Here is a 21,552-nt window from a genome sequence, read left to right as displayed (position 1 = left end):
TGCTGCGTGGGCGCGCCCAGGCCAGAGCGCACGGTTCACGACGGGCGTCAGCAACAGCGTCCGGGGTGCAGCGATGCCGGCCGCGTCGAACAGAGCCCATTGTCCCTCGAACCCGGTCGGGGCGGGGCCGGGGCGGACAGGGTGAAGTTCCACCGGAGATCGGCGGGAACAGATCGGGATTGAGCCCGGTGGCGCTACCCGGCTAGCGTCGTGCACCGTCAGCGCGCGGGGCGTCGAGGAGTTGCCCGGGCCGCACCGTCAGGGACGGGGGCACTGCCGGCCGACGGCGGCCCGGCAGGAGAACGGGTGGCGCCCGGGGCGGTGGGTGCCTGGGCGAGGAGCTGTTCGTCCTCACGTTGGGCGGCGGCGGAGGCAAGACGGAAGGACAGCCGCTGGGCGAGCGACGGGTACGTCGTGGCGGCGGACTTCAGCCGTTCGACGGCGTCGGCCAGGACCCGACGGCTCGCCTGTGGCGTCTCGTCGGCGTCGTCGGTGCGGGTGTGGATGGCCAGTGTGCACATGGATGCTGCCAGCGACACCTGGGCGGTGGTCTCGGCGAGATGGGCGAGGTTCTCCTGTCCGCCCTTCATGGCCGCGTACTGACTGTCGGCGAGCTGCTGGAGCTGGCGGGTGCACTGCAGGGCGAGCTCCTGCGCACGCAGGGCGATCGGAGCGATCTCGTCGACGGGTTTGCCGATGTTCCCGCCGCGTACCTGCTCGATGTCGTCGCACAGTGCCTGCAGGGCCGGTGCCCGCTGGCCGAGCAGCCGGGTCTGCTCGGCCAGGTCGATGAACTGCACGGTGAACTCTGAAGGAAGGAAGGTGAGGAGAGCGGGTGTGCCCGGCAAGGACACGTTGCCGATTATGCGGCTGGGCCGTAGTCGTCCTGGCGGGGAGCGTGTGCGGCGAGGGCGCGGTCGGTGATGGCCTTGGAGGCACGGGCCGAGGCGGCGGACAGTTCGTCGGCGCCGGGCTCGGCATACCAGGGGCGCAGCGTGAGCAGGGCGGCGCGCAGGCCGGTGGCGAACAGCAGGGCGCTGCCCTTGGGCAGTGCGCGGACCGCGTCGGCGGGCAGGATCCGCTCCTGGCGCATGGACACGGAGGTGGAGGTGCCTGACTCGGAGCGGGAAGTCGACGTGGTGGGCACGTCGTGGTCGCCGATCAGCCGGGAGATCTTGTCGGCGAAATCGGCGTCGTCGATACCGGATCCGATGATCTTGATGGTGGCGGCCGACCACATGGCGTCCATGCCCTGTTCTCCCCACACTTTCTGGCCCTGGCGGTAACTCTGCAGGATGGTGATGGGGATGATGCCGCGCGAGCCCAAGTGGCTGTACAGATCGGGGAGATCGCTGATCTTGCAGACGTTGGCCGCTTCGTCCAGGACCGCCAGGGCAGGTGGGTCGAGGCGTCCGCCGGCGCGCTCGGCCTGTGCGGTCGCGGCGCGCATCACCGAGTCCGCGCATGCGGCGATCAGCGCTGAGGCGCCCCCGCCTCCGTCCTTGGAGAGCAGGTAGAGAGTGTCGCGGCTGGTCACGAAGGCGGCCGGGTCGAACTGCGGCACGTCCTTCTGCTCGGTGACCCAGGCAGCGATCCCCGAGTCGAGGAGACAGGCCGCGTACTGACGGGCGGTCTCATAAATGCCGTCGCGGGTCTCGGGCGGCCCCTCGACGGTCCCTTTGAGCTGGGCGGCGACCGAGGCGAAGCCATGGTCGCGCAGGATGTCGAGCGGCGTGCGGTCGGCGGGATAGGCGAGCCAGTGCATGACGTCGGTGATCGGTCGCTTGTCGTTGGCCGCGGCCAAAAACAGCTGGGCGAGAATGTTGGAGGCGGCCTTGGACCAGAAGTCTCCCTGCGCGGAGGCGTCCACAGACGCGGCGAGGAAATGGCCCGCCAGACGGCCGGCGCCTTCCAGCGTGGTGGCGTCGGCGAGCGGGTCCCACCACATGAGCCGCTCGGCGTAGGCGATGCGCTGCGGATCCATGGTCCAGGTCCGGCCGATCTTCGCGCGGGCCTCCAAGGTGGCAGTGTACGCGTCGCCTCCGGCCTTGTTCGAGGTCAGCAGGACCGGCCCCGGCGCGGCCAGGATCGCCGGTATGGCCACCGAGGTCGTCTTCCCGGACCGCGGCGCCATGATCGCGACGGCCACGTCCTCGAAACCCATGCGCAACTCCTGGCGGGTGCCGGCCAGGTTGCCGAGGAGGATGCCCAGGTCGTTCGCCGCGACCTTGCCGGAGTCGGCGAGGCTCGGGCGCAGCGACGGCGCCTTGGCGGCGAGCGTCTTGGCCAGGAGCGGCGACACGTCCTTGACCTTCGCCATCCCGTCGATCTTCTTGCTCCGGCCCGTGCCGGGGCCCCTGCGGCGCCACCAACGCAGGGCGACGACGGCAGCGGCGCCGAGCAGCAGGCCGGGGGCGAGATAGCGGCCGACGAGCAGGGCGGCAGGGCTGGTGTGCGGCCACAGTTGGTCGGGGTGGAGCACGGCTTCGGCGGGCAGGTAGGCGGCCCACGGGTCGGCGCGGGTGAGGACGGCGGCGAGATTTCCGCCGAGCCAGGCGATGTTGACGACGGGGACGGCCACGGCGAGGACGGCGAGCAGGGCCTTGAAGGCGGCGTCCGTGAAGGGGGAGGCGTCGGAAGGGGAACGGGGTGCGGACAAGCGGTACTTCCGAGAGGAGGAGAACGAACACGCGCACGGGCGAGGTTGCGGTCAGCGGCGGCGCGGGGCCCCGGCGGCGGGCGGGGCGGGGGCGGCTTGGGTCAGGCCCCGGGCGGTGACGGGTGTGCCGGACTGCGCGCGGGCTGCAGCGTCGATCTCGGTGAGCGCGGTGCTCAGCAGGGTCCACTCGTCGAGGTAGCCCCAGGCGTCGGCGTTGCGCTCGGCGATCGGCTCGTCGTACTCCTCGGTGCCGGGGCGGGCCGTGTGCGGCAGCGCCGTGCGGGTCTGGCGCCATTCATGGCGCAGCTGGCGCAGCCCGCGGTTCGCTGCGTCGAGCCGGCCGAGCTGGCCGCGCCAACGCCGCTGTTCGCGGTGGCCGGAGAGCTGGGCCAGCTGGTGTTCGGCCCGCTGCAGCAGGGAGTCGGTCAGGGGTGCGATGCGGGTGAACTCCCGCCAGGTCTCGGCGTCCCGCACGCGCTGCCGAAGGCCGTAGGCCAGCGAGTCGGCGTCGGGGTTGCGGGTGGTGTACAGATCCCACTGGGCGAGGATGGCGGTGGCGCGTTCGCGGTAGACGGCGAGTGCGCGCAGGTGCAGGTCGTGAGGGCTGGAACGTATGGGTGTCACAGGGGCGGCTCCTTGCAGCGATGACAGGTCGGGGCGGAGCAAGGCTCCATCAGCGGATACGGCGCGGGCCGGTGCGCACGGAGTGATCCGCGGGGGCTGGTGTGGTCCCGGCCGGGTGGCAGGCTCGGCCTGCCGCGTCGCGCGCCGCGGCGAGACGGTGTTCGTACGCCGTCACCAGGTCGGCCGCATCCAGGCTCGTGTCGTCCTGGACCAGCAGGGGGTGATGGGACGTCAGGTAGCGGCCTCGGTAGAGCGGCGCGCTGTCGGTGAGACGGGTGAGCAGGCCGTGCAGGAGGGCGGCGGGTACGTCGTGCGTGAGCGAGGCGCGCCAGATGAGGCGGTTGGTTGTGTAACCGCCGACGGCCTCGATCGTCCAGCGGCCCAGACCGTCGCTGTAGTCCACGAGCAGGCTCGGGTCCGTGGCGGGCCGCATCATCCGGCTGTCGGGCAGATCCCGGGCGATGCTCCAGCCGCGCTGTTCCAGCACCTCCCAGACACTGCGGTCGGGTTCAGACAGGTCACCGGGGACGGCCAGCAGGTCGGTGACCCCGGCAACGATCTCCACCGGTACATGGGCGTCAAGGGCCATGGACCAGCGACGGCAGGTGGAGTGGATGCGCCAGCCGGCCGAGCGGATCGGGGACTGCGACTCCAGGGCGACGCGCACGTCGCCGGCGGGGGACGCGAGAACGACGTGCGGGTAGCCGGGGACGGAGACGTCGCTCCACCCGGCGGCCAGCAGGTGCGCGGTGACGTACCGGGGATCGCCCGGGCCGGCCAGATGCCGCGGTGTGGTGGCGTGGACGAGCTGCCGCCGTGTCTGGTCTCCGGGCCGCGGGGGATAGAACAGCTGCATTAGGTGTGTAGGAGTCCTCACTGACGGGGGGCGGGCTCTCTTGGCCTGGTAGGGGCACTGGCGGAACTGGTTCAGCGAACCGAGGGAATGTGCCGGGCGGTGATTGATGGCGACAGCGGGAAGACCCCCCGTCCGCCACAGGTATTCGGCGAGTTCCGTCGGCACCTGGCATGGGCAGGGTGAGTGGGTGACGAGACAACGAGCGGACCACCCGTGCGTGATGCCGGGAGACGCATCCTGGGTCCACGACGCGCGGTATGTGCAGGAGATCATCGACACCCTTGCAGCTGCGGCGGCTGTCGCTCACGACTACGGAGACCCCGAGAAGTACGTCTTGCCACACCTTCCGTACCGGGTCGCTGCCGATGCCATCGGTCAGATCAGATCGGACATGCCGCCCTCTCGCCGAGGCGCCATGAACCTGATGGCCTTGCCAGCTTTCAAGCTGGAAGCGCTGTGGCAGGTTCTGGGCGTCCTACGGCGTGCGCGAGACGAGGACGAGGACGCCCGCGAGGTCCTGGAGCTCGTGCACGACTACGCCACGCGCTGCTTCCTTCCGCCGCGCTGCGTCAATGACGTGATCGCAGACTTGGAGCGTGTCGGGGCCGTCCTTTCTTTGGACATTCCCGCAGTTCGCACGGTGGCCACGACTCTGCTCCTCCAGGGCGAGCACGACGACAACTTCCGTGCCGCGCACGTCGACCTGCTCGCGGCATGGCGTGCCGTCGGAGTCGACCCGTGATGCGCCCTTCTCGGTAGGGCCCCGGAACCGAGGTGAACGATCGGCAACAGCCTGGGAAGTGATCTCTGTGCTTCCGGGGAGAGCCGCAGATGAACGGGTCTCGTCGGTGCCCCTGGTGCTGATGCGGGCCGCGTGAGAGCGGCCGGCCGCGGTCCGCCAGGTCAGGGGCTCGGCGGGGTGCGTTGCGTGTTCGCGGTGGGGGCCGCAGGCGCTGGCCCGCATCGTCGTTGGGCAGCCTTGGTCGATGCCGGGGCGGCTTCGGTCTGGGTGAGGTCGAGCAGGAGCTGGCCGCGCTGCATCCACCGGGCGATCGCGTTGCTCGCGCCGTGGTTGCGCCGGTTCTTGAGGACCTCGACGGACACGGGCGGCAGGCGCCGCGGGGTCTCCCGCAACCGCTGCACGGTGGCGTTCCACTCCTCGCGCCGTTCTTGTCCCTCGGCGAAGGCGGCTTTCAGCAGGTCCAGTGCGTGCTCCGGGTCGCGCCCGGCGGCCAGCTGGGCCCGCAGGCTGTGGGGAAGTGCTTCGGCATGAGCGAGCAACGGCCCGCCGTAGTCGAGGAATTGAGTGAACTGCTGCCACAGCCGCTCCTTGGTGCGCTGGCGCAGCAGGGACAGCTCGCGGTGGTCGCCGCTCGCCCGGTCGCGGACCGTCCGCTCCCACGCGGCCAGGGCCTCGTGGGCGAGGTCGAGGGCGTCGCCGACCTCGCTCGCGCGGCGGATGCGGTCTGCGTGCCGATAGCGGGGCAACAAGTCCTGCTGGATCGCGAGCGCCGCCCCCTTGTACGGGCCGGGCACGATGATGCTCGTGGGTGCGTCCAGGGCATCGGCGAAGTCGCCGCCGGGCACACCGGGCGGGGCGAACGCGCCGATGAGCAGCGACGCGTCACCGGCGAGGGCCGCGGGATCCTCGGCCAATAGCAGGGCGGTGCCGTCTCCATGGGTGAGGGTCGCCGCAAAGGGGACGGCCTGGGCGTCAAGGGCCTGCGCGAGCGGTCCGTCATCCCACAGCCATGGGCGTACGTTGCGTTGCCAGTCGGGCAGCGCGTAGACGTGAACATCAGCCGTCCACGGACCGTCCAGGTGCTCGGCGATGCGCTCGGCGACATCGCCGAGGTAGGGGCAGGCGGAGATGCGCGTGGTGATCGCCGTGTCCGCGGACTCCGGGAGCACCATCTCGAGCATGCGCTGGAAGGCAGCCGGGTCCTGCATCGGGATCTGGTACATGGCATCGGCGTCGGGCCGGGCCCCGGCCTGCTGCAGTACCTCATGGGCCCGCGCGTAGTCGGGGCCGTGAGCGAGTGCCACCAGAGTGTGGCGCGAGGGGCTGTAGGCCAGGACGATCTCGGTGGACGGACCGGGCACGGGCAGGTCGGGTTCGGGCATCAGCGGTTCCGGGCAACGGGGTGGGCGGGGACAGTGGGAGGGGGCAGTGCGAGTGCCTGCACGGCGGCGACGGGCGGCAGCGCGGTGCGGACGGTGACGGCGAAGCCATCCCGGCGCAGCCTCGCGCCGAACGTCGCCAGATCCCGCTCCGGCCACCGCCGGATCTGCCACGTGTGCTGCTGCGGGGCGCGGAATTCGCGGGTCGCCGTATCGAAGGTGAAGTCACGGCGCGTCAGAGCGAGAGCGGCCACCGGATGCAGGGCGCGCACCACGCATGCCCCCTCGGCGTTTTGGGCGATCACGATGCGCGTGTCGCGCGCGCGTACGGTGTGCAGTCCGGGGCCCATGCGGTGCTCGGCGAAGTCCCGTACGCGGGCGAGGGCGTCCTGGTAGCGGGGCAGCAGGCGCCGGGAGATCTGGGCAACGGCCCGGGCCGGGTCCGCAGGCACCGTGATGCCGACCGGGCCGAGATTGGGAATGAAGTCGCGGTGCAGGCCCAGATGGAGCGGGCGCAAAGGGCTGACGCGCAAGGGGCGCACATGGCCGGAGTGCACCGCCAGCAGCAGTTGTTCATGATCCGGCCCGTCCAGGACGCGGTGCGGCGTCTGGGACACCGACCATGCCTGCCAGGCGGTGGGCGTGTCGTCCCACACCAGCGCGTCCAGGTCCGGGTGTGATGGCGTTGGGGCCGGGCGCCAGCGGCCGGGCAGACGCTGGGCGATCTCCGCGGCGATGTCATCGAGGACCTTCTGGTGCACGCTCACGCGGAGCGACGGACGGGTGAGGGGGCCGGTCACCGAGTCCGTCCCGGCGGGGCCGCCGCCTTCAGGGCCGGCGGGGCCGGACGCCGGGCGGTACGGGCGGCGGTGCGGGCACTGGCCAGTCGCCGCTCGTGCCGCCGCTGGAGATCTTCGCCCTGGACCTCGGTGTTCCGTATGACGGCCTTGGGGTGAATGATGTTGGTCTGATGGCGCAGCAGCGGTTGTGGAGCACTGAGCGTGGCGGCCAGGCCCGCCAGCGCGTGCGCGGGCACCTGCCCGACCAGGCGCGCCTCCCACATGACTTTGTGGATGCCGCCGGCCGGATGCGGCGTTCCTGCCTCGATCAGCCATGACTCGTCGTCCTCGCGCGACAGGAGGACGTCCTCCTCGTCGGAGGCCATGGATTCGATCCCGCGATAGTGCTCGCTCCAGCCGCGTTCGGCCAGCACGTCCGACACGCCTGGGGCCGCCGCAGGCGGCGGGCCGGTGAGAGTGTCGGTGAATCCGGCGATGATCTCGACAGGGGTGAGGCTGCTGAAAGCGGCGTACCAGTGCTGCACGGTGCCGTGCAGCTGCCAGGCGACCGGGTTCGAGGTGATCGGGTTCTCCGCGCCGGGTTCCAGCGTGAGACGGGTACGCCGGTCGGGGGCTTCGAGCAGCACATGCGGATAGCGGGGGACCGAGTGGTCGCGCCAGCCGGCCGCACTCAGGTAGTGCGTGATGTGCCGTGGGTCGCCCGGCCCGGCCAGGTGGCGGGGCGTGACGGCGAACGGGGCCGCGTCGCGCGGATCGCGAGCCAGAGTGGGGAAGAACCGGTCAGGGGTGGTCAACGGCGCCTTCCTGCGGAAGAAGTGGTGCGGTGCGCGGCGGGGGCATGCCGGGCCCAGGTGTCCTGGCGTGCTTGGTGCAGCCGGGCGGCCAGATGGGCCATCGCCTGAGAGGGGCGCATGTGGACGGAGGCCGCGGCGGCGAACTTGGTGGCCGGGTGCGCGCCGCGTTCGCGCAGCAGCGGGCGCGGGTCGGCCAGTGTGGTGGTGAACGCGGCGATCAACTGCATCGGGGTGTGCTGGCTGAACGTGGCATCCCACAATCGGCCGTGCTCGGTGCGGGCGGCGGCCCACCACATCGCCTCGGCCCGGCCGTCCTGGTTGACCGTCTGCCGGTACTGCACGGCGGCGGTGCCGTCCGGGCTGCTCGCCGTGAAGTGCCGTCCCTGAGCGGTGGACCAGTTCTGCTGCTGCAGCGGCGCCCACACGTTCAGATGCTCCTGAAGGGGAGACAGCGGGCGGGTCAGGGCATCGGTCAGTCCGGCGATGGCCTCGGCGGGCGTGTGCATGGAGAAGGCGACATGCCAGCTCGTCCCGTCCACCGTGCGCCCGGCGATGGTCCAGCCCGGCGGAGCGGAGGCGGGATCGTAGGTGACCCGGGCGGTGCGCTGCGGGTTCTCGAACACGATCTGCCCGCCGCGCCGCGGGCTGCGGTCCTTCCAGCCGCAGGCCCTCAAGTGCTCGGTGACGTGGGAGAAATGCCCCGGCCCGGCGAGGTGGCGCGGAGTGACGGCGAAGTATTGCCGGGCGGTATCGGGGCGCTGCCATGCCGTCTTGGCGGCGCTCATCGGCTCCGCCCGGGGCCGTGTTCGGCGCCTGGGGACTGCGGGTGCGGGCGGGGCGCGGCCGGGGGAGGGGCGGCGGCCAGATCGTCGTCCACGCCGTGCAGGGTGACGATCCAGGTATCCAGGGCCTCGGCGGCATGGGCGAGGGATTGCCACAGGGTGCGGTCCGCGGACGAGTGCGCGGTGACCTTCTGCGCGCGGTCGGCGGCGGTCTTCAGCGCCATGGCGAGACGCGGGAGGGTGCCGTCCTGCTGGTTCAGGAGCGGGGTGATGAGGGTGGCGACCTGCTGCCCAGTGGTGGCGTGGCGCAGGGCGTCGGTAACCGTGAGCAGGGCGGCGTTCAGCTCCTTCACCTGCTGCGGTGCGGCGTCGAAGGGCGGACGGGACTCAGAGGACAAAACACTCCAGGATCAAAGGACGGTCGAGCGCTACCGAGGAGCAAGTTCCGTGATCCGGACTTTCGTTGGCTCTGGCGAGCGGCAGGAACGTAGGCGACGGCGGAGGGCGGCGGCGGTGAGGACGGGTCAGCGGGTGCGTCCGGCAGGGGGAGAGGGCCGGGGTGTCGCCGTCCGCGACGGGGCGACGGCGGGGGGCGACGGGAGCGCCGTGGTGGGAGACCAGATGCGGGCGTATCGCTCGATTGCACGGCGCAGCTCACCGAGGTCTGCCCCGGCCCATTGCGGGGCGAGGGCATCGAAGGTGGCGTGACCGGCGTGCCCGGGGCGGACCTGCCGCGCTGTGTCGCGCTCGGCGAAGGTTTCGTGCATGAGGAATGTCAGCAACGTGCTGTCGATGGTTCCGTGTTCGGGATGCAGCAGCGCGACGACGAGCCCGTCGTACTCACCCGACTTGATGGTCTGGTGGAAGCTGATGCGCAGCCGGAGCACGGAGCCGGGGTGCGGCGTGACGTAGTAGGTGTCACCGACAACTTCGCTGCCGCCGAAGGGCAGATGGAGTCGGGCGAAGAACTCGGCGGCGCGCAGATTCTTGGGAGCGTAGTAGGCCAACGGATGCGATCTCGGTCGTGCGAGCGGGGAGAGGAGGATGCGACCGGCGCGTGGTCCGAATCAGTGGTGCGGACTGCGGCGGCGGGACTCGTCGAGAACCGCGTACGGGCCGCAGGCCAGCGGGGAGCTGCCTTCACGGCCGGCCGGCAGACAGGCGCGCAGATAGGGGGAGATGAGCCGTCGCAGCCAGCTGCGGGCCTGGTCGGACGGGTTGTCGAGCGTGGCGCGAGGGGACGTGATGGGGATGGTGCTGTCCTTCAGACGAGAGAGCGCGGGGCCGTTGATGTGAGCTGGACAGGGTTTCGGGACCAGTGGGGCTGCGGCCGTGGCGTGCGGTGCGTGGGCGGTGGGCCCGTGTTTGCCTCACACCGCAACCGCGGTGGGGGAGTTCGGACGCATGCCGCCGACGGCCGTGGGCTCGCTACCGGCCAGGGCGTGGCGAATTGCTGTGCGAGGAAGGAGCGGCGAACCGCTCCTGCAAGGTGATCGGGCGAATGGCCGTTCTCGTCCTGGAAGCGTCCGAGGACTGCTGGGACTGCTGAAGGGGCGTGGCCATCAGGCGGCGCTGCTCGGCGATGGGCAAGCGGTCGAACGACGCGAGCAGGGTCGGCAGTTCGCGAATGAGCGGCTCAGTGCCTTGGTCGGCGAAGACGTTGAGAACCAGCCGGAGCGCCTCCGCTTCCACGAGCGTTGCCGCAGCAACCGGCAGTTGGTGCCGTGCGCAATAGTGCGCGGCGCCCTTCGCCAGGGCCGACGAGAGGGGATAGCCGTCGTCGAGCATGTCACGGGCCGCGCGGATCAGATCGGCGGCGCCCGTGCTGACGAGCTCGGCAAGGTGCAGGTCGCGGTACCACGGCTGATGTGGCGCCGTGGCCAGAGGCTGAAAGTCCTGCGCAGACTCGGAGAGTGAATGTGGTGAGCGAGGGGTCATTCGAGGGGGGACGCATCCAACAGGGAGTAGACGAAGCGCGGAAGGAACAGGGCCGCACCGGTGCCGAGGAGTGTCTCCAGGTGCACGCCGATGGGGCTGGTGGCTGCGACCGACACTGGCAGGGCGGCCAGTAGCAGGACGAACACGAGCATGCTCAACTCCTCCGGCTCCTCCAGGGCGAGGGATCCTAGGACGCTGGCGATCAGAAGAAGAGTGGTGAGCGCGAGGGCGGTGAAGAAGGCAACGTCGCCGGCCCACCCCTGGCAGCGGGCCAGCGCGTAGCAGCAGCTGATCAGGTAGATCACCGCGCACAACGCGGCTGCGCCAAACCCGAGTGCAGTGACGGCGTCGGCGCGAAAACTGGACTGCGTGTCGGTGGGCTTCGACGACGGCTCAGGAGCAAGGTGCAGGGGAACCCCTAATGTGGGTCAATGGCAGTGACGGATAGGCAAGTTGATGCACCAATCGGACCGCGATTCGTGGTTCAGTGCGGCAGGCGCCGAGTTGTATGAGGCCCCCGGGTCACGGGAGCGGTGGCCGGTGATGACGGTGCTGCGCGTGCTGTCAGCGCATGCGCCACGGTGGGCTCGCCGCCGGGACGTTGGCGGTCAGCGAGACGGGCCAGATCGGTCGTGATCCCGTACAGCCGGTGGGCCGCCCACAGCAGCCGTTCGTGTTCGTCGACCGCATGGGCGTCTTCGCTGGTCGGATCGGAGGCGATCGCCAGTTGTTCGATCTGGCGCCGCACGGCACCGAGGACGCCGGAGCGCTCGTCGGTGAGATGACCCACGAGCTGTTGGCGCTGCACAGCGGTCAGCTGAGTGACGGGGACGGTGTACAGGGCGGCGGTGCGGGCGGGGGTGGTGTCCGGTGCCGCCAGGGTGTGCGCCGCGATGGCGGGATCGGCAGTGGAGGTCACCCCGAGCTGACGCAGGCGTACTTCGGCGTCGGCCAGAGCCACTCGCGCCTCGGTGAGCGTCAGGTGATCGGGCAGTGTGTAGACGGCGTCGTCCGAATGGGGCTGAAACCCGGCTGCAGCGAGCGCGGCGCGGGCGCCCGGATGGATGCTGCGGACGGTCGCGGACAGCCCGAGGCCGGGGTCGAGCGTGAACTCGACGTCCGTCGGGCCGGTGTGGCGCAGGCCAGTGGTCGAGGGCACCAGGCCGAGGTCGGCTTCGATGCGGCGCGCTTCGACGTGCAGCCGCTGGCCGATGCCCGGCACGTGGAGGAGCCGGCCGGCCAGCGACCGCAAGCTGATGACGACGTGCAGGGCGTGCCGGTCCTCGGCCCGCAGCGCGAGCCACGGGTGCTCGTCGCGGCAGCCGGGCGGGTTCAGACCGATCGCCTGCAGCATGCGGCCGACGACGGCCCGTGCCTCCGGCTCGGTCAGACGCCGGTCATCGGGGTGCGGCACCAGGGTGAGGCGCGCGATCCCCCGGCCGGGCATGCGATGCTCGCGGCTCGGTGCGTTGAGCCGGATCGACCAGGCGGCCAGCGCGGCCGCCGAGTTCACGGTAGAAGCCGTGGTGAGGCAGGAGGACCGGGCGATGGTCCGCAGACGGGCCACGCTGGCCTGGTCGTCCACCGGACGGCACAGGACGTCCGTGAGGGCTTCGGACGCGTCCGTGTAGGTGGTCCAGGAAGCGATCACTTCGCCGCGTCCTCGTCGGCGTTGTGCAGGAGGTGGTTCGGGGGCTCGGTGATCCGGTACCAGCCGGCCTCGTGTATCCCGGTCGCGGGCAGCTGCGACAGTACGGTCTGGCTGAGGTCCTTGAGGTAAAGGGTGCAGTCGGGGCAGTGGCGTCGGCTCTTGGCGGTGTGGACGAGGTAGCGCGGGTGCGCGGTGAGGTACGTGCGCCGACCGCCCTTCGGGTTGCGGACGCGCCAGCCGTCTTCCTTGGTCGGCTCGTGCCACGACGGGGCGACGATCCTCATCTCCTCGCCGCACAGAACGCCGTCGGCCACGCCGCGGATCACCGTGACCGTGTCGCCGACGGCGAAGTGCTGGTGAGTGATCCGGCGGTTGGGGGTGACGGTGTCGATGGCGGACCACCGGCGATGCTGCTGGTTCATGCGGATGACCTCTCGTGCGCGGCGTGCGGAGGGATCATCAATACTGCGGAGAATCAGCCGTTTCCCTAACGGACGAAGTGGGTGTATAAGAGGCCGCTGCCCCCCATGCATGAAGGTCTTTCCACCGGGCTCAGCGCGGGTGAAGTGCGCGCCGTCGCTCCGGTCCTCTCGGAAAAGGCGTCGAAATGCCAGACCTTTGCCTGTGGCCCGCAGTTCAGGGCACTCCTCGCACAGGACATCGATCCCCTCGTACGGCCGCCGGTCATCTGCCGCGGCACGCGACAGTGGGGTGAACTACTGCGGCAGGGGGCCGCCCGCCGAGGGTGCGATGGCCTGCGGGGCCGACGGGGGCAGCTGGGGCAGGACGTGACCGGCTGCCGCGATGCGCAGCGCGAGGGAGCGTTCCGCATCGGGGTGCGCGGCGAACCCAGCGCACACGGCTCCCGGCTGCCCGGAATCCTGGCCGGTTTCATGACAGACCAGATGTCCCTCGTCGGCGACGCACTCGCGCACCAGCCGGGACAACTGCCCGGGAGCCAGATTGCCCTGGTTGCCGGGGCGGAAGTCGCAGGTGGCGCAGCGTTCAACCATCACCCTCACACGGCCCGTGGCCGCGTCGGCGACCGGCGTCTTGCCCACCATGACGGTGCGTTCCATCCGAGGCGTGTCCATCGGCTCTCCCCTTCGGCGCCCGGCCGGGTCGTGGAGGGACGGGCGATCGGCCCCGATCTTCTCAGCACTCACGGCGGTCCGGAACCCGATTCCCGCCCTTGTGCGCCGCAGCTGTCCGATCGCGCAGTGGACGTGCGTACCCGCCGGGCGCACGGGCCCGCAGGCCGCGCAGGGCCTATGCCGCTCGCCGGGACGCGGGGGTCCCCTCGGCGTCGGTGCGCGCGCAATGCGAGCCAAGGAGGTTGGCCTGGCGGGAAGTTGACGGGACGAGGGCGGCGTCCGCGCAGGTGAAGGTGTAGGTGATGGAGGTGTACTGGCTGTTGGTGCCGAGCCAGGCCCGGTCCTCGGGTGCGGGGGTGATGCCCAGCCCGGCACGGGTGACGGTGTCGGTCTGGGTGTGCCGGTGGGCGAAAGCGACCAGCACCGATCCGTCGGCCATCTTCAGGGCGTAACTCTGCGGCGAGGTGGTGGTGGCGGGTGCGAAGGCGACGGTGCCCTGCGGACCGTACTTGAGGAGAGTCTTCTTGCGGGCGGCCAGGAACTTTCGGATGGCCGGGGTGGAGGCGAAGACCTGGTGGCCGGTGTTGGCGCCGCCGGTGACCACGTTGTCCAGGACGGCGGTGCGCAGCAGGGAGACCGGCGCGGCCAGCCGCGCGCTGCTCGTCGCGTCCACGGCCGTGGCGTACCCGTCACGGTCCTCGGCGACCTTGAGCGCAGTGGCATCGGCGAGGTCGACCACCTCGACCAGCTCCCACGCGTGGGTGCGCGGCCGCTCGGCCACGACCAGGAGACGGGACTGCTCGGTGGCGGTGCCGCTGAACACCTGGGCGGCGAACCAGCGTTGCCGGCCCGCGGGCAGGCGCGGGATGAAGTAGCGGGCGGTGTCGGCGTCGTACGACCACGGGATGTAGGGGGTGCGCTGAAGTTCGGGAAGAGCCCGCTCCTGGGTATACCAGGAGCGCGTCATGGCCAGCTGCGGGCCGTCCTCGACGGTGTCCAGCAGCGTGGCGTCGAGGGCGGCACCGGCCTTGTTGTTGATCTTCGAGTAGTGCGTCAGGACGGTGCGCGCCTGCGTACGGGAGAGCGCGGGGGCGGGCTGCGCGCGGGCCGGGGACGATGCCGTAGCGCTCGTGTGAGATGGCGGGGTGGAGGCGGTATTGCTGCATGCGGCCACGGGCAGCAGGGTGCAGGCCAGGGCGAGGAGTGCCGCAGGGCGTCGAAGGCGGCGGGACATGGGTGGGCTCCAAGAACAGGTGGGCCGGGGTCAGCGGGTGCGGGGCGAGGGGGCTGCGGCGGCTGCGGGGTGAGCCGGGGGCTTCGGGGAGTTGGCGTGAGGCGGGGGCAGCAGGATGCGGCCTGTCTGGTGGGCCAGGGCAGCCGCGGCGGCCAGATGGCGTTCCATTTCGAGACGGGCGCGCTGGGCGGCGTGCCCGTGTTCTCGCGCGGTGGGCGGGGCCGTGGTCCGGTGCACGCCGAGCTGGGCGATCGCCGCTCCGAGGTGGGCGATCGATTCGGCGGCCGAGGCGGTTGCCTGCGCGGTGCGGTCCAGGGCGTGACGTTTGTCGGTCGTGTCCTGCTCGGCCGAGGACAGGGCGAGAGCACGGCGCTGGACCGTTTCGTGCGCGAGACGGATGAACAGGCCGGTCATGTAACGGAGTTGCTCTTCGAGGTCCTGGCCGACCTCGTCGCCGGCCGCGACCCGCTCGGGCAGCGGCAGGTCGGTGGCGGCGTCGTGGAACTGTTCGGCCAGGGTGTACAGGTAGGCGCCGTCGTCGAGGCCGGGCGGCAGGTGATCCTCCCCGGGTGGGCGGTCAGCGGTGGGGCCGCGGCGTGGCCGGAGCGTGCGGTACGGGCGGAGGTGGCGGGAGCGCGGCGGGGAAGACCGGCCAGGTGGCGAGATAGGGGCGCGTCCACGGCGAGAGGGAGGAGCCGTAGCGGATCACGGGTTCGGGCGCGGTGACGGCGCGGTGGAACGCCTCGACGAGGAAACGCGGGGTGCTGGTGCTGAACTGGGCCTGCCACTCATCGCGGCCATCGGGGAGGGCGGCGGTGAACGTCCAGCCCGCCACCAGGCCGGGCCGCGGGGCCAGCACGGCGGCGGGCTCACGGGTGTAGTGCGCCAGGCTGTCGGGCGAGGTGGCCGAGCGGGCTGCTCCCCGCCAGCCGCGGGGGCGCGGCAGCGGGGCCATCCAGTCCTCGTTCGTACGCAGCAGCGCATCGGGCGTCTCCGTGAGCGCGTTGGCCACCACGGTCGTGAGCGCGGTCAGGAACTCGGTGGGCAGGTGGCAGTCGGCCGCGATGTGCCACAGCGGTGTCCGCAGCGGGTGAGGATCCGCATGCGCCCCGATCTGCAGGGACGGCTCGCGGTACAACTCCGGTGTCCAGGTGAGGCGGACGCGCAGACAGGGACTGACGTAGTACAACGTGTCCGCACCGTCATCCAGTTGCTTCCAGCCGTACTTCTCGACGAGCGGCCGAAGGTACTCGTCGTGAGGGTCGTCGACCTGGCCGGCCAGGTAGCGCGGACTGACGTGGACGCGACCGTCGTCGGGCAACGAGGTAATGAGGCTCTCCTTGATGTTCAGGGATGACGGCGGCAGCTGACGGTGGCCGCGGACTGGTGGAGGCCGTCGGTGGTCAGCACGCGCCGTGCGGCGGCCTTGGCAGCTGCGAGGTCACGGACCGGCAGGGTGAACAGGCCGCTGTCGCAGGGGTGCGCATCAGGTCAGCGCTATGGCGGCGGAACGTGAGGCGAGCATGATGGGATTCCGGCCGTTCAGTGAGCGCGCGATGGGACGCCCCGGACGGTGCGGGCGTGGGGAAGGCCCTGGGGCGCGGGCGGGGGGTGCGGTGCAGCGGCACGGATGCGAACGTCGAAGCCCGTCGCGGCCAGAGCGGTGGTGGCATCACGGGCGCGGAGCGCGGCGTCGAACGTGCCGACTCCGTCCGGCACGCCGAACATGCCGGTGGCCGGGTCCAGTTCGAAACGGCCGCTGTGCAGCAGCTGGAACACCGCGTCGGCGTGGGCGGCAGCGATGTAGGGAAGCCGGTCCGGGCCGAAGGCGCACTCGATCCGGGTGGCATGACGTGGCTCGGAGCGGGAGGGCAGCAGAGCGGCGGCGCTGACCAGGTCGGGGATGAGGCGCCGGTTGACCGCGGCGGCGGCCCGTGCGGGGTCGCGGGGTACGGAGATTCCGAAGGGGCGGGGCACGGTCGCGATGTCGGCCCTGCCGATCCCGGCGGGCAACAACGGCACGACGGCGAAGCGGCCTGGGCGGCCTGGCCGGGCGGTGACATGAAGCTGCAGGCCCAGCGGCGACGTCAGTACGATTCGCTGGGCGGAGCGGGGCTCGATGAAGACTTGCTGGGTCAGTGGGCCGCTGTCCCACAAGCGGTGTCGGGCCGGGTCCTGATGGACGGGGGCGGGCGGCGCCGGCCGCCACGTGCCGTACAGACGGTTGGCCAAGGCGCTGGCGAAGGCGGCGAGTTCTGTGCTGGAGGAGCGGGTCAGGTCAACTCCTGTTAGAGGGATGGGGGTGGCGCAGGAGCAGCGGGTTCGGGGTCAGCGGGAATGAGGCTTGGGCGTCGTGCGGGGTGGGAAGTTGACCGCCGCGCGTTCGGCGACTGGGGCCGCGGAGACGGGGGGTGGTGTCACCTGGGACGCCGGTCCCAGGTTGTGCAACTGTCCAGCGCAGCCGTCGAGTTGACGAAGCAGGTCATCGAGTGTGGCGGAGGCCCGGTCGAGGAGGCTCGCCAGGTGACTGGCCGCGGTGCCCGGCACAGTCTCGGCCTGCTCGGCGGCAGCAGCGAAGAAGGACGCCAGCCTCACCAGGGGACCTTCCTGGCCATCGACGACCTGATGGAGCAGGGACGCGGCGTGAGCGAACGTTTCCGCCCCGCGCATCCGGTCGCTCAGCACCTGCAACGGAACCTCGCCCGTCTGCTGTGCTGCGGACGTGGCTTGCGGGAGCGCGGCGTCGGCGGCGAGAGCGGGGTCGAGATGAACGTGGTAGCCGGCGGCGCTGAGCATGCGCGCGGCATGGCTGGCCATCTGGTTCTCGCGGGTCTCGCCCATGTCCCAGGGCAGGCGGAACCAGAAGGTGCGGATCGAGGTCTCGATCTGGAATCCGGCGTGGCGCAGCAGGTCGTGGGCGAGACGGTCGCCGCCCTCGGCCGTGACGTTGCCGGTGGGCTCGCGGGTGATGGTGACGGTAGGCAGCGCGGAGGGCAATGGGGCTCCGGAGAGGACGGCTAGAAATGGGGATTCTCGGTCGGCCGGTCGTCGCCGTGGGCAGCGGCGAGGAGTTCGGGCAGGTCGGCCGGATCTGCTTCGCGCTGGTCCAGCCACCACCCGGCGCGCGTGATCGGGCGGACGGCGTCCTCGACCGACTCCCATTCGGTCTCGCTCATACCGCCCTCGGCGACAAGCGCGGTGTAGGCGGCCGAAACGAGCCGGTGACGGCAGCGACTGGCCCAGGCGACGGCGCGGTCGGTGCCCTCGAGCGGCGGCATGCGGTACTGCTGGGCCCATTCCTCGGCGACATCCTGTTCGGCGGCCCGCTGCCGGGCGAGCCACTCGGCCTTCGCCTCGGCATCCTCGTCGCGGGAGGCCCGCCAGCAGTCGGTGCACTCCCGGGTGGACAACCAGCGAGCAAACCCTGCCCGGCGGTCGGCCGGGCGGTCCGAAAGATCAAATTCGACGGTGTGTCCGCAAGCGTGCTCGACGGACCAGAACTTCTTAACTGCCACGTGGTTGTTTCTGCTTTCTGTCTTCTGCGTCGTCTCAGCGGGTCCTGCGGATGGCGTCTGTGGCCGCCGTGGCGATGGCGGCGGGAGCGCTGGAGGGCTGAGTCAGGTGCAGCAAGGTGGTCCCCGGCAAGTGCTGGGACTGCGCGGTGAGGGTGAGCTGGAGTACGGCGCAGCCGGCGGTCGTGAGCTGCTTGACGCGGGTGACGGCGTGAGCGGTTTCGTCGGGGGTGTAGATGGCGTCGGTGACGATCACGAGGAGGCGGCCGGTGCCGGGGCGGCTGAGTTCGAGGCCGTGGTCGAGTGCGTCGATGGCGTCGCCGAGGTTGTGACTGCTGCCTTTGGCGCCGAACGTTGTCACGCGCTCTGGTGCTCGGTGGGTGGGTCGGGTCAGTGCGGTCAGATGCGTGTCGTAGGCGATGGTGGCGGTGCGGGAGTCGGGGTCGGTCAGGGCTGCTGCGCGTGCCACGATCCAGGCGGCGGATGCGACGGGCGCGCAGGCGGCACGCATGGAGCCGGAGACGTCGACGGCGATCCCCACACGCAGTGGTGGGGTGGGGGAGTTGCGGCGGCGGGTGTGGGTGAACGGTTCCGCGGTGGGGACCGATCCGGCCGCGCGCTGAGCGTCGCGGGCGAGGGCCGCACGCAAATTGAGGCGGCCGGGCGGAGTGGGGCTGGTGGTCCACTCCTCGGTCCGCTCGCGGTAGGCGGCGGCACGCAGGGCGCGGCTCAGGCGCGCGGCGGCACTCTGCTCGGCGGCGGTGGGCCTGCGGGTGCCGGTGACCGGGTTGCCGTAGGGCGCCGGTGTGCCGTCGGGGGTGACGGTGGTGCCGCGGGCGTTGAAGACCGACTTGGCGGTGGCGGCGGCCTTGCGTCGCTGGCCGGCCCGCTGGGCGCGGTCCTGACCCTGCGCCTTGGACCGCGCGGTCAGGGCGTTGGCCGCTGCGGCCTGTGCCGCGAGGTCGGCGGCGTCGGTGGCGGCCGTGCTGTCCATGACGACCCCCACGGCGCCGGACAGCAGATCGGTGAGGTTCTGAGGCACGGGCAGGGCGGGGGCCGCGGTGTCCAGAGTGTCGCACCATTCTTGAGCGTGCGCGAGCATGGTCGTGGCGTCGTGGTCGGCGCACTGGTGGGCTGCACTCCAGATGCGGGTGAGGGTGGCCAGCAGGTTGGCGCCCAGCACCTTTTCGCACAGATCGGCGACGGCCCGGGTCTCGCCGGCGTCCAGGATGCCGACGTCACGGCGGCCGAGGATCAGGGCCGCCACGGCGGCGGCGTGCTCGATGCCCTGAAGGGTGGGGTGGTTGATGTCGGGCATGACCAGGGTTCGGGCACTGGTGCGCAGGTACGTGCGGTCCGTGGGCCGCGTGATCAGGTGTGCGCCTTCGACACGGCTCTCCTCCAGCAGGAGCGCGGCCTCGACGACACGGGGGTTGGCTCCGCCGGGCGCCGCCCAGACGGAGTGGGCCGCGTGCGCGGCCTCGTGGACGAACACGCCCCAGGCGGCGGGATACCGCTCCTCGTCGCCCACGATCCGCGGATGGATCTCGTGCGGCTGAAGCGGGGCGAACAGGCCGGCGTCGAACTCGACCTCGCCCAGCGTGGGGAAGAACGCGGCCGGTGCGCCGCTGCGGGTGCCGGGGCGGCAGGTGACGAGGAGGTCCTGGCGGCCGGAGAGGTCGACCAGCCGAGAGCCGAGTTCGGCTCCCACGCGCAGCCACGCGGCCGGGGAGGTGCGGGGTTGCGCGGGCGGGGCACCGTCGTCGTCCCATCGCGCGAGGTCGGCGTCGTCGCCCGCCGTGGTGGCGGGGGACTGGACGTGGTGGTGGGCGCTCATCGCGAGCGGCCCCGGTGCGCGGAGCCGGTGCTGCCCGGGGGCTGCCGTGCGGCTGTGGCGGGGAGCTGCTTGCCGAGGGTGAGGGGGCGGATCTCCTTGAGGCCGACGGCCTTGATGACGGCGTCGGCGACGGCGTCGCGGTCCTCCACAGGAGCGATGCCGACCAGGTTCGCGAGGGCTGCTTTGGTGCCGAGGACGGCCTCGGTCTTCTGGTAGCTGAGCAGTTCCCGCAGTTGGGGTGCCCAGCCCAGCTCGCCGAGTTCGACCTGGTGGGAGAGGTGTCGGGCGACCCGGACCACCCGGGCATCGATCCTCAAGGCCAGGGCGAGGTCATAGTCCGTGCCGATCTGGATCTGCACGCTGAACCGGGACGACAGCGCTTCTGTCAACACCGCCCCGTGGACGCCGGGATTGTGGCCTGCGACCACGTAGAAGCCCGGCTCGGCCTTGATGGTCTCGCCCTTGTGGGCCTTGACCTGGATCTGCCTGCGCCCGTCCATCGCGGGATACAGCGCCGCCAAGACCTTCGGTGAGATCAGGGTCGCATCGTCGATCAGCAGGGCGCGGCCCTCGGTCATCGCGGTGACCAGCGGTCCGTACTGGAAGACGTAGCCGCCGGCGTCGTCCTGTGTGTATTCGCCGATCAGGTCGCCGACCGTGGTGTCGCCGTCACCGGCGACGGTGAGCAGGTCCGGGAACGCTGCCTCGACCAGGCTCGTCTTGCCGGTGCCCGGAGGGCCGTAGAGCAGCACCGGTACGTCGGCGTCGCGCAAGCGATTCAGCGCCTCGACGTCGGGCAGATCGGCCAGCTCCCGGGGATGGTAGAGCTGGCCCCCCGCGCGGAGGATCGGGCCGGTTTGCCTGGCCGTGGCTGCTGCAGGAATGGTCGTACGGGCCGTGGCCGCCTGGGCGCGGGGAGCGTGGGTGCCCGGTGGGCTGATCACAGCGGTCTGCGCGGCTGCGGCGGTTCTCGCGTTCGCGCGGAACTCCGGTTGTCCGGTTCCGCCTTGGTCGGCCTCGCCGCGGCGCACCAGGGTGAGGGCGGCGTTGCGGACGGCGCCGTGGGAGTGGCCCAGCTGCCTGGCCATGTCCCCGATGGTGAGCGTGTCCGCCGGCCGGTCGGCCAGCAGCCGGGCCACCTTGGCCCGCAGCTCGCCGCCCTTGGTACGCGCTGAACTCTTGCGCGTTCCGGGTGTGGTCAAAACGAGGATCCTTCAACAGGTTCGGGTGCGGGCGGAGTTGGCGATACGGCGGAGAGGCTGACAGCCCTCGGAGCGGATCACGGACGGTGCCGGCATCGGCGACCGGGCCAACCGGGGCGTGCCGTCGGCGTTCACCGGCCGGCCGAGGGCTCGGTCCAAGGGCATGGGATGGCCAGCGACGAGCAGCTCGCCGGCTGCCGAGCAGACCCATGCTTCCGCTCCGTACCGGGCTCCGTCGATCGGCAGGCGCAGCCTGGAGCTTCTTCAAAGCCGGACTGGAACAGGATCCGCCGGGCGGCGGCGTTGTAGCCGGTGGTGGTGATCTCGCCGGTGATGGCGTGCCGGATCGTCATGAACGGCTCTGCTGGTGTTTCGGGCAAGGCGGATCTCCTCTCGGTGGTGGCGGGAAAGCGGTGCCGCGTTGGGCGAAGGCGAGGCGGCCCAGAGC

At 71.3% G+C, this 21,552-nt stretch carries 25 protein-coding genes; 1 reads left to right on the top strand and 24 read right to left on the bottom strand.

All coding sequences use genetic code 11. The features are described 5' to 3' along the window. Positions 1-218: 218 nt before the first annotated feature. From ACIBUY_RS04330 to ACIBUY_RS04315, 4 genes are read right to left on the bottom strand one after another with little or no spacing between them, the layout of a single operon-like run. The gene (locus ACIBUY_RS04330) at positions 219-854 is read right to left on the bottom strand and encodes a hypothetical protein (protein ID WP_365576621.1); all 636 of its coding nucleotides are present in this window, start codon (positions 852-854) and stop codon (positions 219-221) included. A gap of 8 nt (positions 855-862) precedes the next feature. Then, positions 863-2,659: a type IV secretory system conjugative DNA transfer family protein gene (locus ACIBUY_RS04325; protein WP_399151733.1), complete on the bottom strand. Its 1,797-nt coding sequence runs from the start codon at positions 2,657-2,659 to the stop codon at positions 863-865. A gap of 51 nt (positions 2,660-2,710) precedes the next feature. After that, complete coding sequence (locus ACIBUY_RS04320; RefSeq protein WP_399151732.1) at positions 2,711-3,283, bottom strand: hypothetical protein; 573 nt, start codon at positions 3,281-3,283, stop codon at positions 2,711-2,713. 49 nt (positions 3,284-3,332) lie between these two features. Continuing rightward, positions 3,333-4,139: a DUF317 domain-containing protein gene (locus ACIBUY_RS04315; RefSeq protein ID WP_365576615.1), complete on the bottom strand. Its 807-nt coding sequence runs from the start codon at positions 4,137-4,139 to the stop codon at positions 3,333-3,335. Positions 4,140-4,398: 259 nt separating this feature from the next. Between ACIBUY_RS04315 and ACIBUY_RS04310 the strand changes: the two genes are divergently transcribed. After that, entirely contained in the window at positions 4,399-4,881 is a 483-nt protein-coding gene (locus ACIBUY_RS04310) for a hypothetical protein (RefSeq protein ID WP_365576613.1), read from the top strand. A gap of 161 nt (positions 4,882-5,042) precedes the next feature. Here ACIBUY_RS04310 and ACIBUY_RS04305 read toward each other — a convergent pair whose 3' ends face one another. The 20 genes from ACIBUY_RS04305 to ACIBUY_RS04210 form a co-directional block, all read right to left on the bottom strand. After that, complete coding sequence (locus ACIBUY_RS04305; RefSeq protein ID WP_399151731.1) at positions 5,043-6,263, bottom strand: hypothetical protein; 1,221 nt, start codon at positions 6,261-6,263, stop codon at positions 5,043-5,045. Beyond that, entirely contained in the window at positions 6,263-7,027 is a 765-nt protein-coding gene (locus tag ACIBUY_RS04300) for a hypothetical protein (RefSeq protein ID WP_399151730.1), read from the bottom strand. Before ACIBUY_RS04300 ends, ACIBUY_RS04305 begins: the two co-directional genes overlap by 1 nt. 29 nt (positions 7,028-7,056) lie before the next feature. Next, complete coding sequence (locus ACIBUY_RS04295) at positions 7,057-7,854, bottom strand: DUF317 domain-containing protein (protein ID WP_399151729.1); 798 nt, start codon at positions 7,852-7,854, stop codon at positions 7,057-7,059. Beyond that, complete coding sequence (locus tag ACIBUY_RS04290) at positions 7,851-8,639, bottom strand: DUF317 domain-containing protein (protein ID WP_399151728.1); 789 nt, start codon at positions 8,637-8,639, stop codon at positions 7,851-7,853. The genes ACIBUY_RS04295 and ACIBUY_RS04290 overlap by 4 nt, the downstream gene beginning before the upstream one ends. Beyond that, positions 8,636-9,034 (bottom strand): hypothetical protein, encoded by a 399-nt coding sequence (locus tag ACIBUY_RS04285; RefSeq protein ID WP_399151727.1) that lies wholly within the window; start codon positions 9,032-9,034, stop codon positions 8,636-8,638. Before ACIBUY_RS04285 ends, ACIBUY_RS04290 begins: the two co-directional genes overlap by 4 nt. 126 nt (positions 9,035-9,160) lie before the next feature. Beyond that, on the bottom strand, positions 9,161-9,643 hold the full coding sequence (locus ACIBUY_RS04280; protein WP_399151726.1) for a hypothetical protein: 483 nt from the start codon (positions 9,641-9,643) through the stop codon (positions 9,161-9,163). A 421-nt stretch (positions 9,644-10,064) separates the two neighbouring features. Beyond that, a complete protein-coding gene (locus ACIBUY_RS04275; protein WP_399151725.1) occupies positions 10,065-10,574 on the bottom strand; it encodes a hypothetical protein in 510 nt (169 codons plus the stop codon). Beyond that, positions 10,571-10,879, bottom strand: a complete 309-nt coding sequence (locus tag ACIBUY_RS04270) for a hypothetical protein (RefSeq protein WP_399151724.1) — start codon at positions 10,877-10,879, stop codon at positions 10,571-10,573. The genes ACIBUY_RS04275 and ACIBUY_RS04270 overlap by 4 nt, the downstream gene beginning before the upstream one ends. A 179-nt stretch (positions 10,880-11,058) precedes the next feature. Continuing rightward, complete coding sequence (locus tag ACIBUY_RS04265; RefSeq protein WP_399151723.1) at positions 11,059-12,225, bottom strand: hypothetical protein; 1,167 nt, start codon at positions 12,223-12,225, stop codon at positions 11,059-11,061. Then, complete coding sequence (locus ACIBUY_RS04260; protein ID WP_365576593.1) at positions 12,222-12,647, bottom strand: hypothetical protein; 426 nt, start codon at positions 12,645-12,647, stop codon at positions 12,222-12,224. The genes ACIBUY_RS04265 and ACIBUY_RS04260 overlap by 4 nt, the downstream gene beginning before the upstream one ends. A gap of 294 nt (positions 12,648-12,941) precedes the next feature. Beyond that, a complete protein-coding gene (locus ACIBUY_RS04255) occupies positions 12,942-13,319 on the bottom strand; it encodes a hypothetical protein (protein ID WP_399151722.1) in 378 nt (125 codons plus the stop codon). A gap of 175 nt (positions 13,320-13,494) precedes the next feature. Further along, positions 13,495-14,553 carry a hypothetical protein gene (locus ACIBUY_RS04250; RefSeq protein WP_399151721.1) on the bottom strand — a complete coding sequence of 353 codons (1,059 nt, stop codon included), beginning with the start codon at positions 14,551-14,553 and terminating at the stop codon, positions 13,495-13,497. 30 nt (positions 14,554-14,583) lie between these two features. Further along, positions 14,584-14,967, bottom strand: a complete 384-nt coding sequence (locus ACIBUY_RS04245; RefSeq protein ID WP_399151720.1) for a hypothetical protein — start codon at positions 14,965-14,967, stop codon at positions 14,584-14,586. Positions 14,968-15,130: 163 nt separating this feature from the next. Next, the gene (locus tag ACIBUY_RS04240) at positions 15,131-15,874 is read right to left on the bottom strand and encodes a DUF317 domain-containing protein (protein ID WP_399151719.1); all 744 of its coding nucleotides are present in this window, start codon (positions 15,872-15,874) and stop codon (positions 15,131-15,133) included. A gap of 221 nt (positions 15,875-16,095) precedes the next feature. After that, positions 16,096-16,785 carry a hypothetical protein gene (locus ACIBUY_RS04235; protein ID WP_399151718.1) on the bottom strand — a complete coding sequence of 230 codons (690 nt, stop codon included), beginning with the start codon at positions 16,783-16,785 and terminating at the stop codon, positions 16,096-16,098. Positions 16,786-16,881: 96 nt separating this feature from the next. Next, entirely contained in the window at positions 16,882-17,550 is a 669-nt protein-coding gene (locus ACIBUY_RS04230; RefSeq protein WP_399151717.1) for a hypothetical protein, read from the bottom strand. A gap of 20 nt (positions 17,551-17,570) precedes the next feature. Next, positions 17,571-18,068, bottom strand: a complete 498-nt coding sequence (locus ACIBUY_RS04225) for a hypothetical protein (RefSeq protein ID WP_399151716.1) — start codon at positions 18,066-18,068, stop codon at positions 17,571-17,573. 34 nt (positions 18,069-18,102) lie between these two features. Then, positions 18,103-19,902: a hypothetical protein gene (locus ACIBUY_RS04220; RefSeq protein WP_399151715.1), complete on the bottom strand. Its 1,800-nt coding sequence runs from the start codon at positions 19,900-19,902 to the stop codon at positions 18,103-18,105. Beyond that, the gene (locus ACIBUY_RS04215; RefSeq protein WP_399152155.1) at positions 19,899-21,041 is read right to left on the bottom strand and encodes an AAA family ATPase; all 1,143 of its coding nucleotides are present in this window, start codon (positions 21,039-21,041) and stop codon (positions 19,899-19,901) included. Before ACIBUY_RS04215 ends, ACIBUY_RS04220 begins: the two co-directional genes overlap by 4 nt. 194 nt (positions 21,042-21,235) lie before the next feature. Next, entirely contained in the window at positions 21,236-21,457 is a 222-nt protein-coding gene (locus tag ACIBUY_RS04210; RefSeq protein WP_399152154.1) for a hypothetical protein, read from the bottom strand. Positions 21,458-21,552: the final 95 nt, after the last annotated feature.

This window comes from Streptomyces sp. NPDC050085, from assembly GCF_044460595.1.
In the GTDB taxonomy this organism is placed as follows: Bacteria; Actinomycetota; Actinomycetes; order Streptomycetales; family Streptomycetaceae; genus Streptomyces.
Note: the sequence above shows the minus strand (reverse complement) of the source record. Positions and strands in the feature narration are given on the sequence as shown.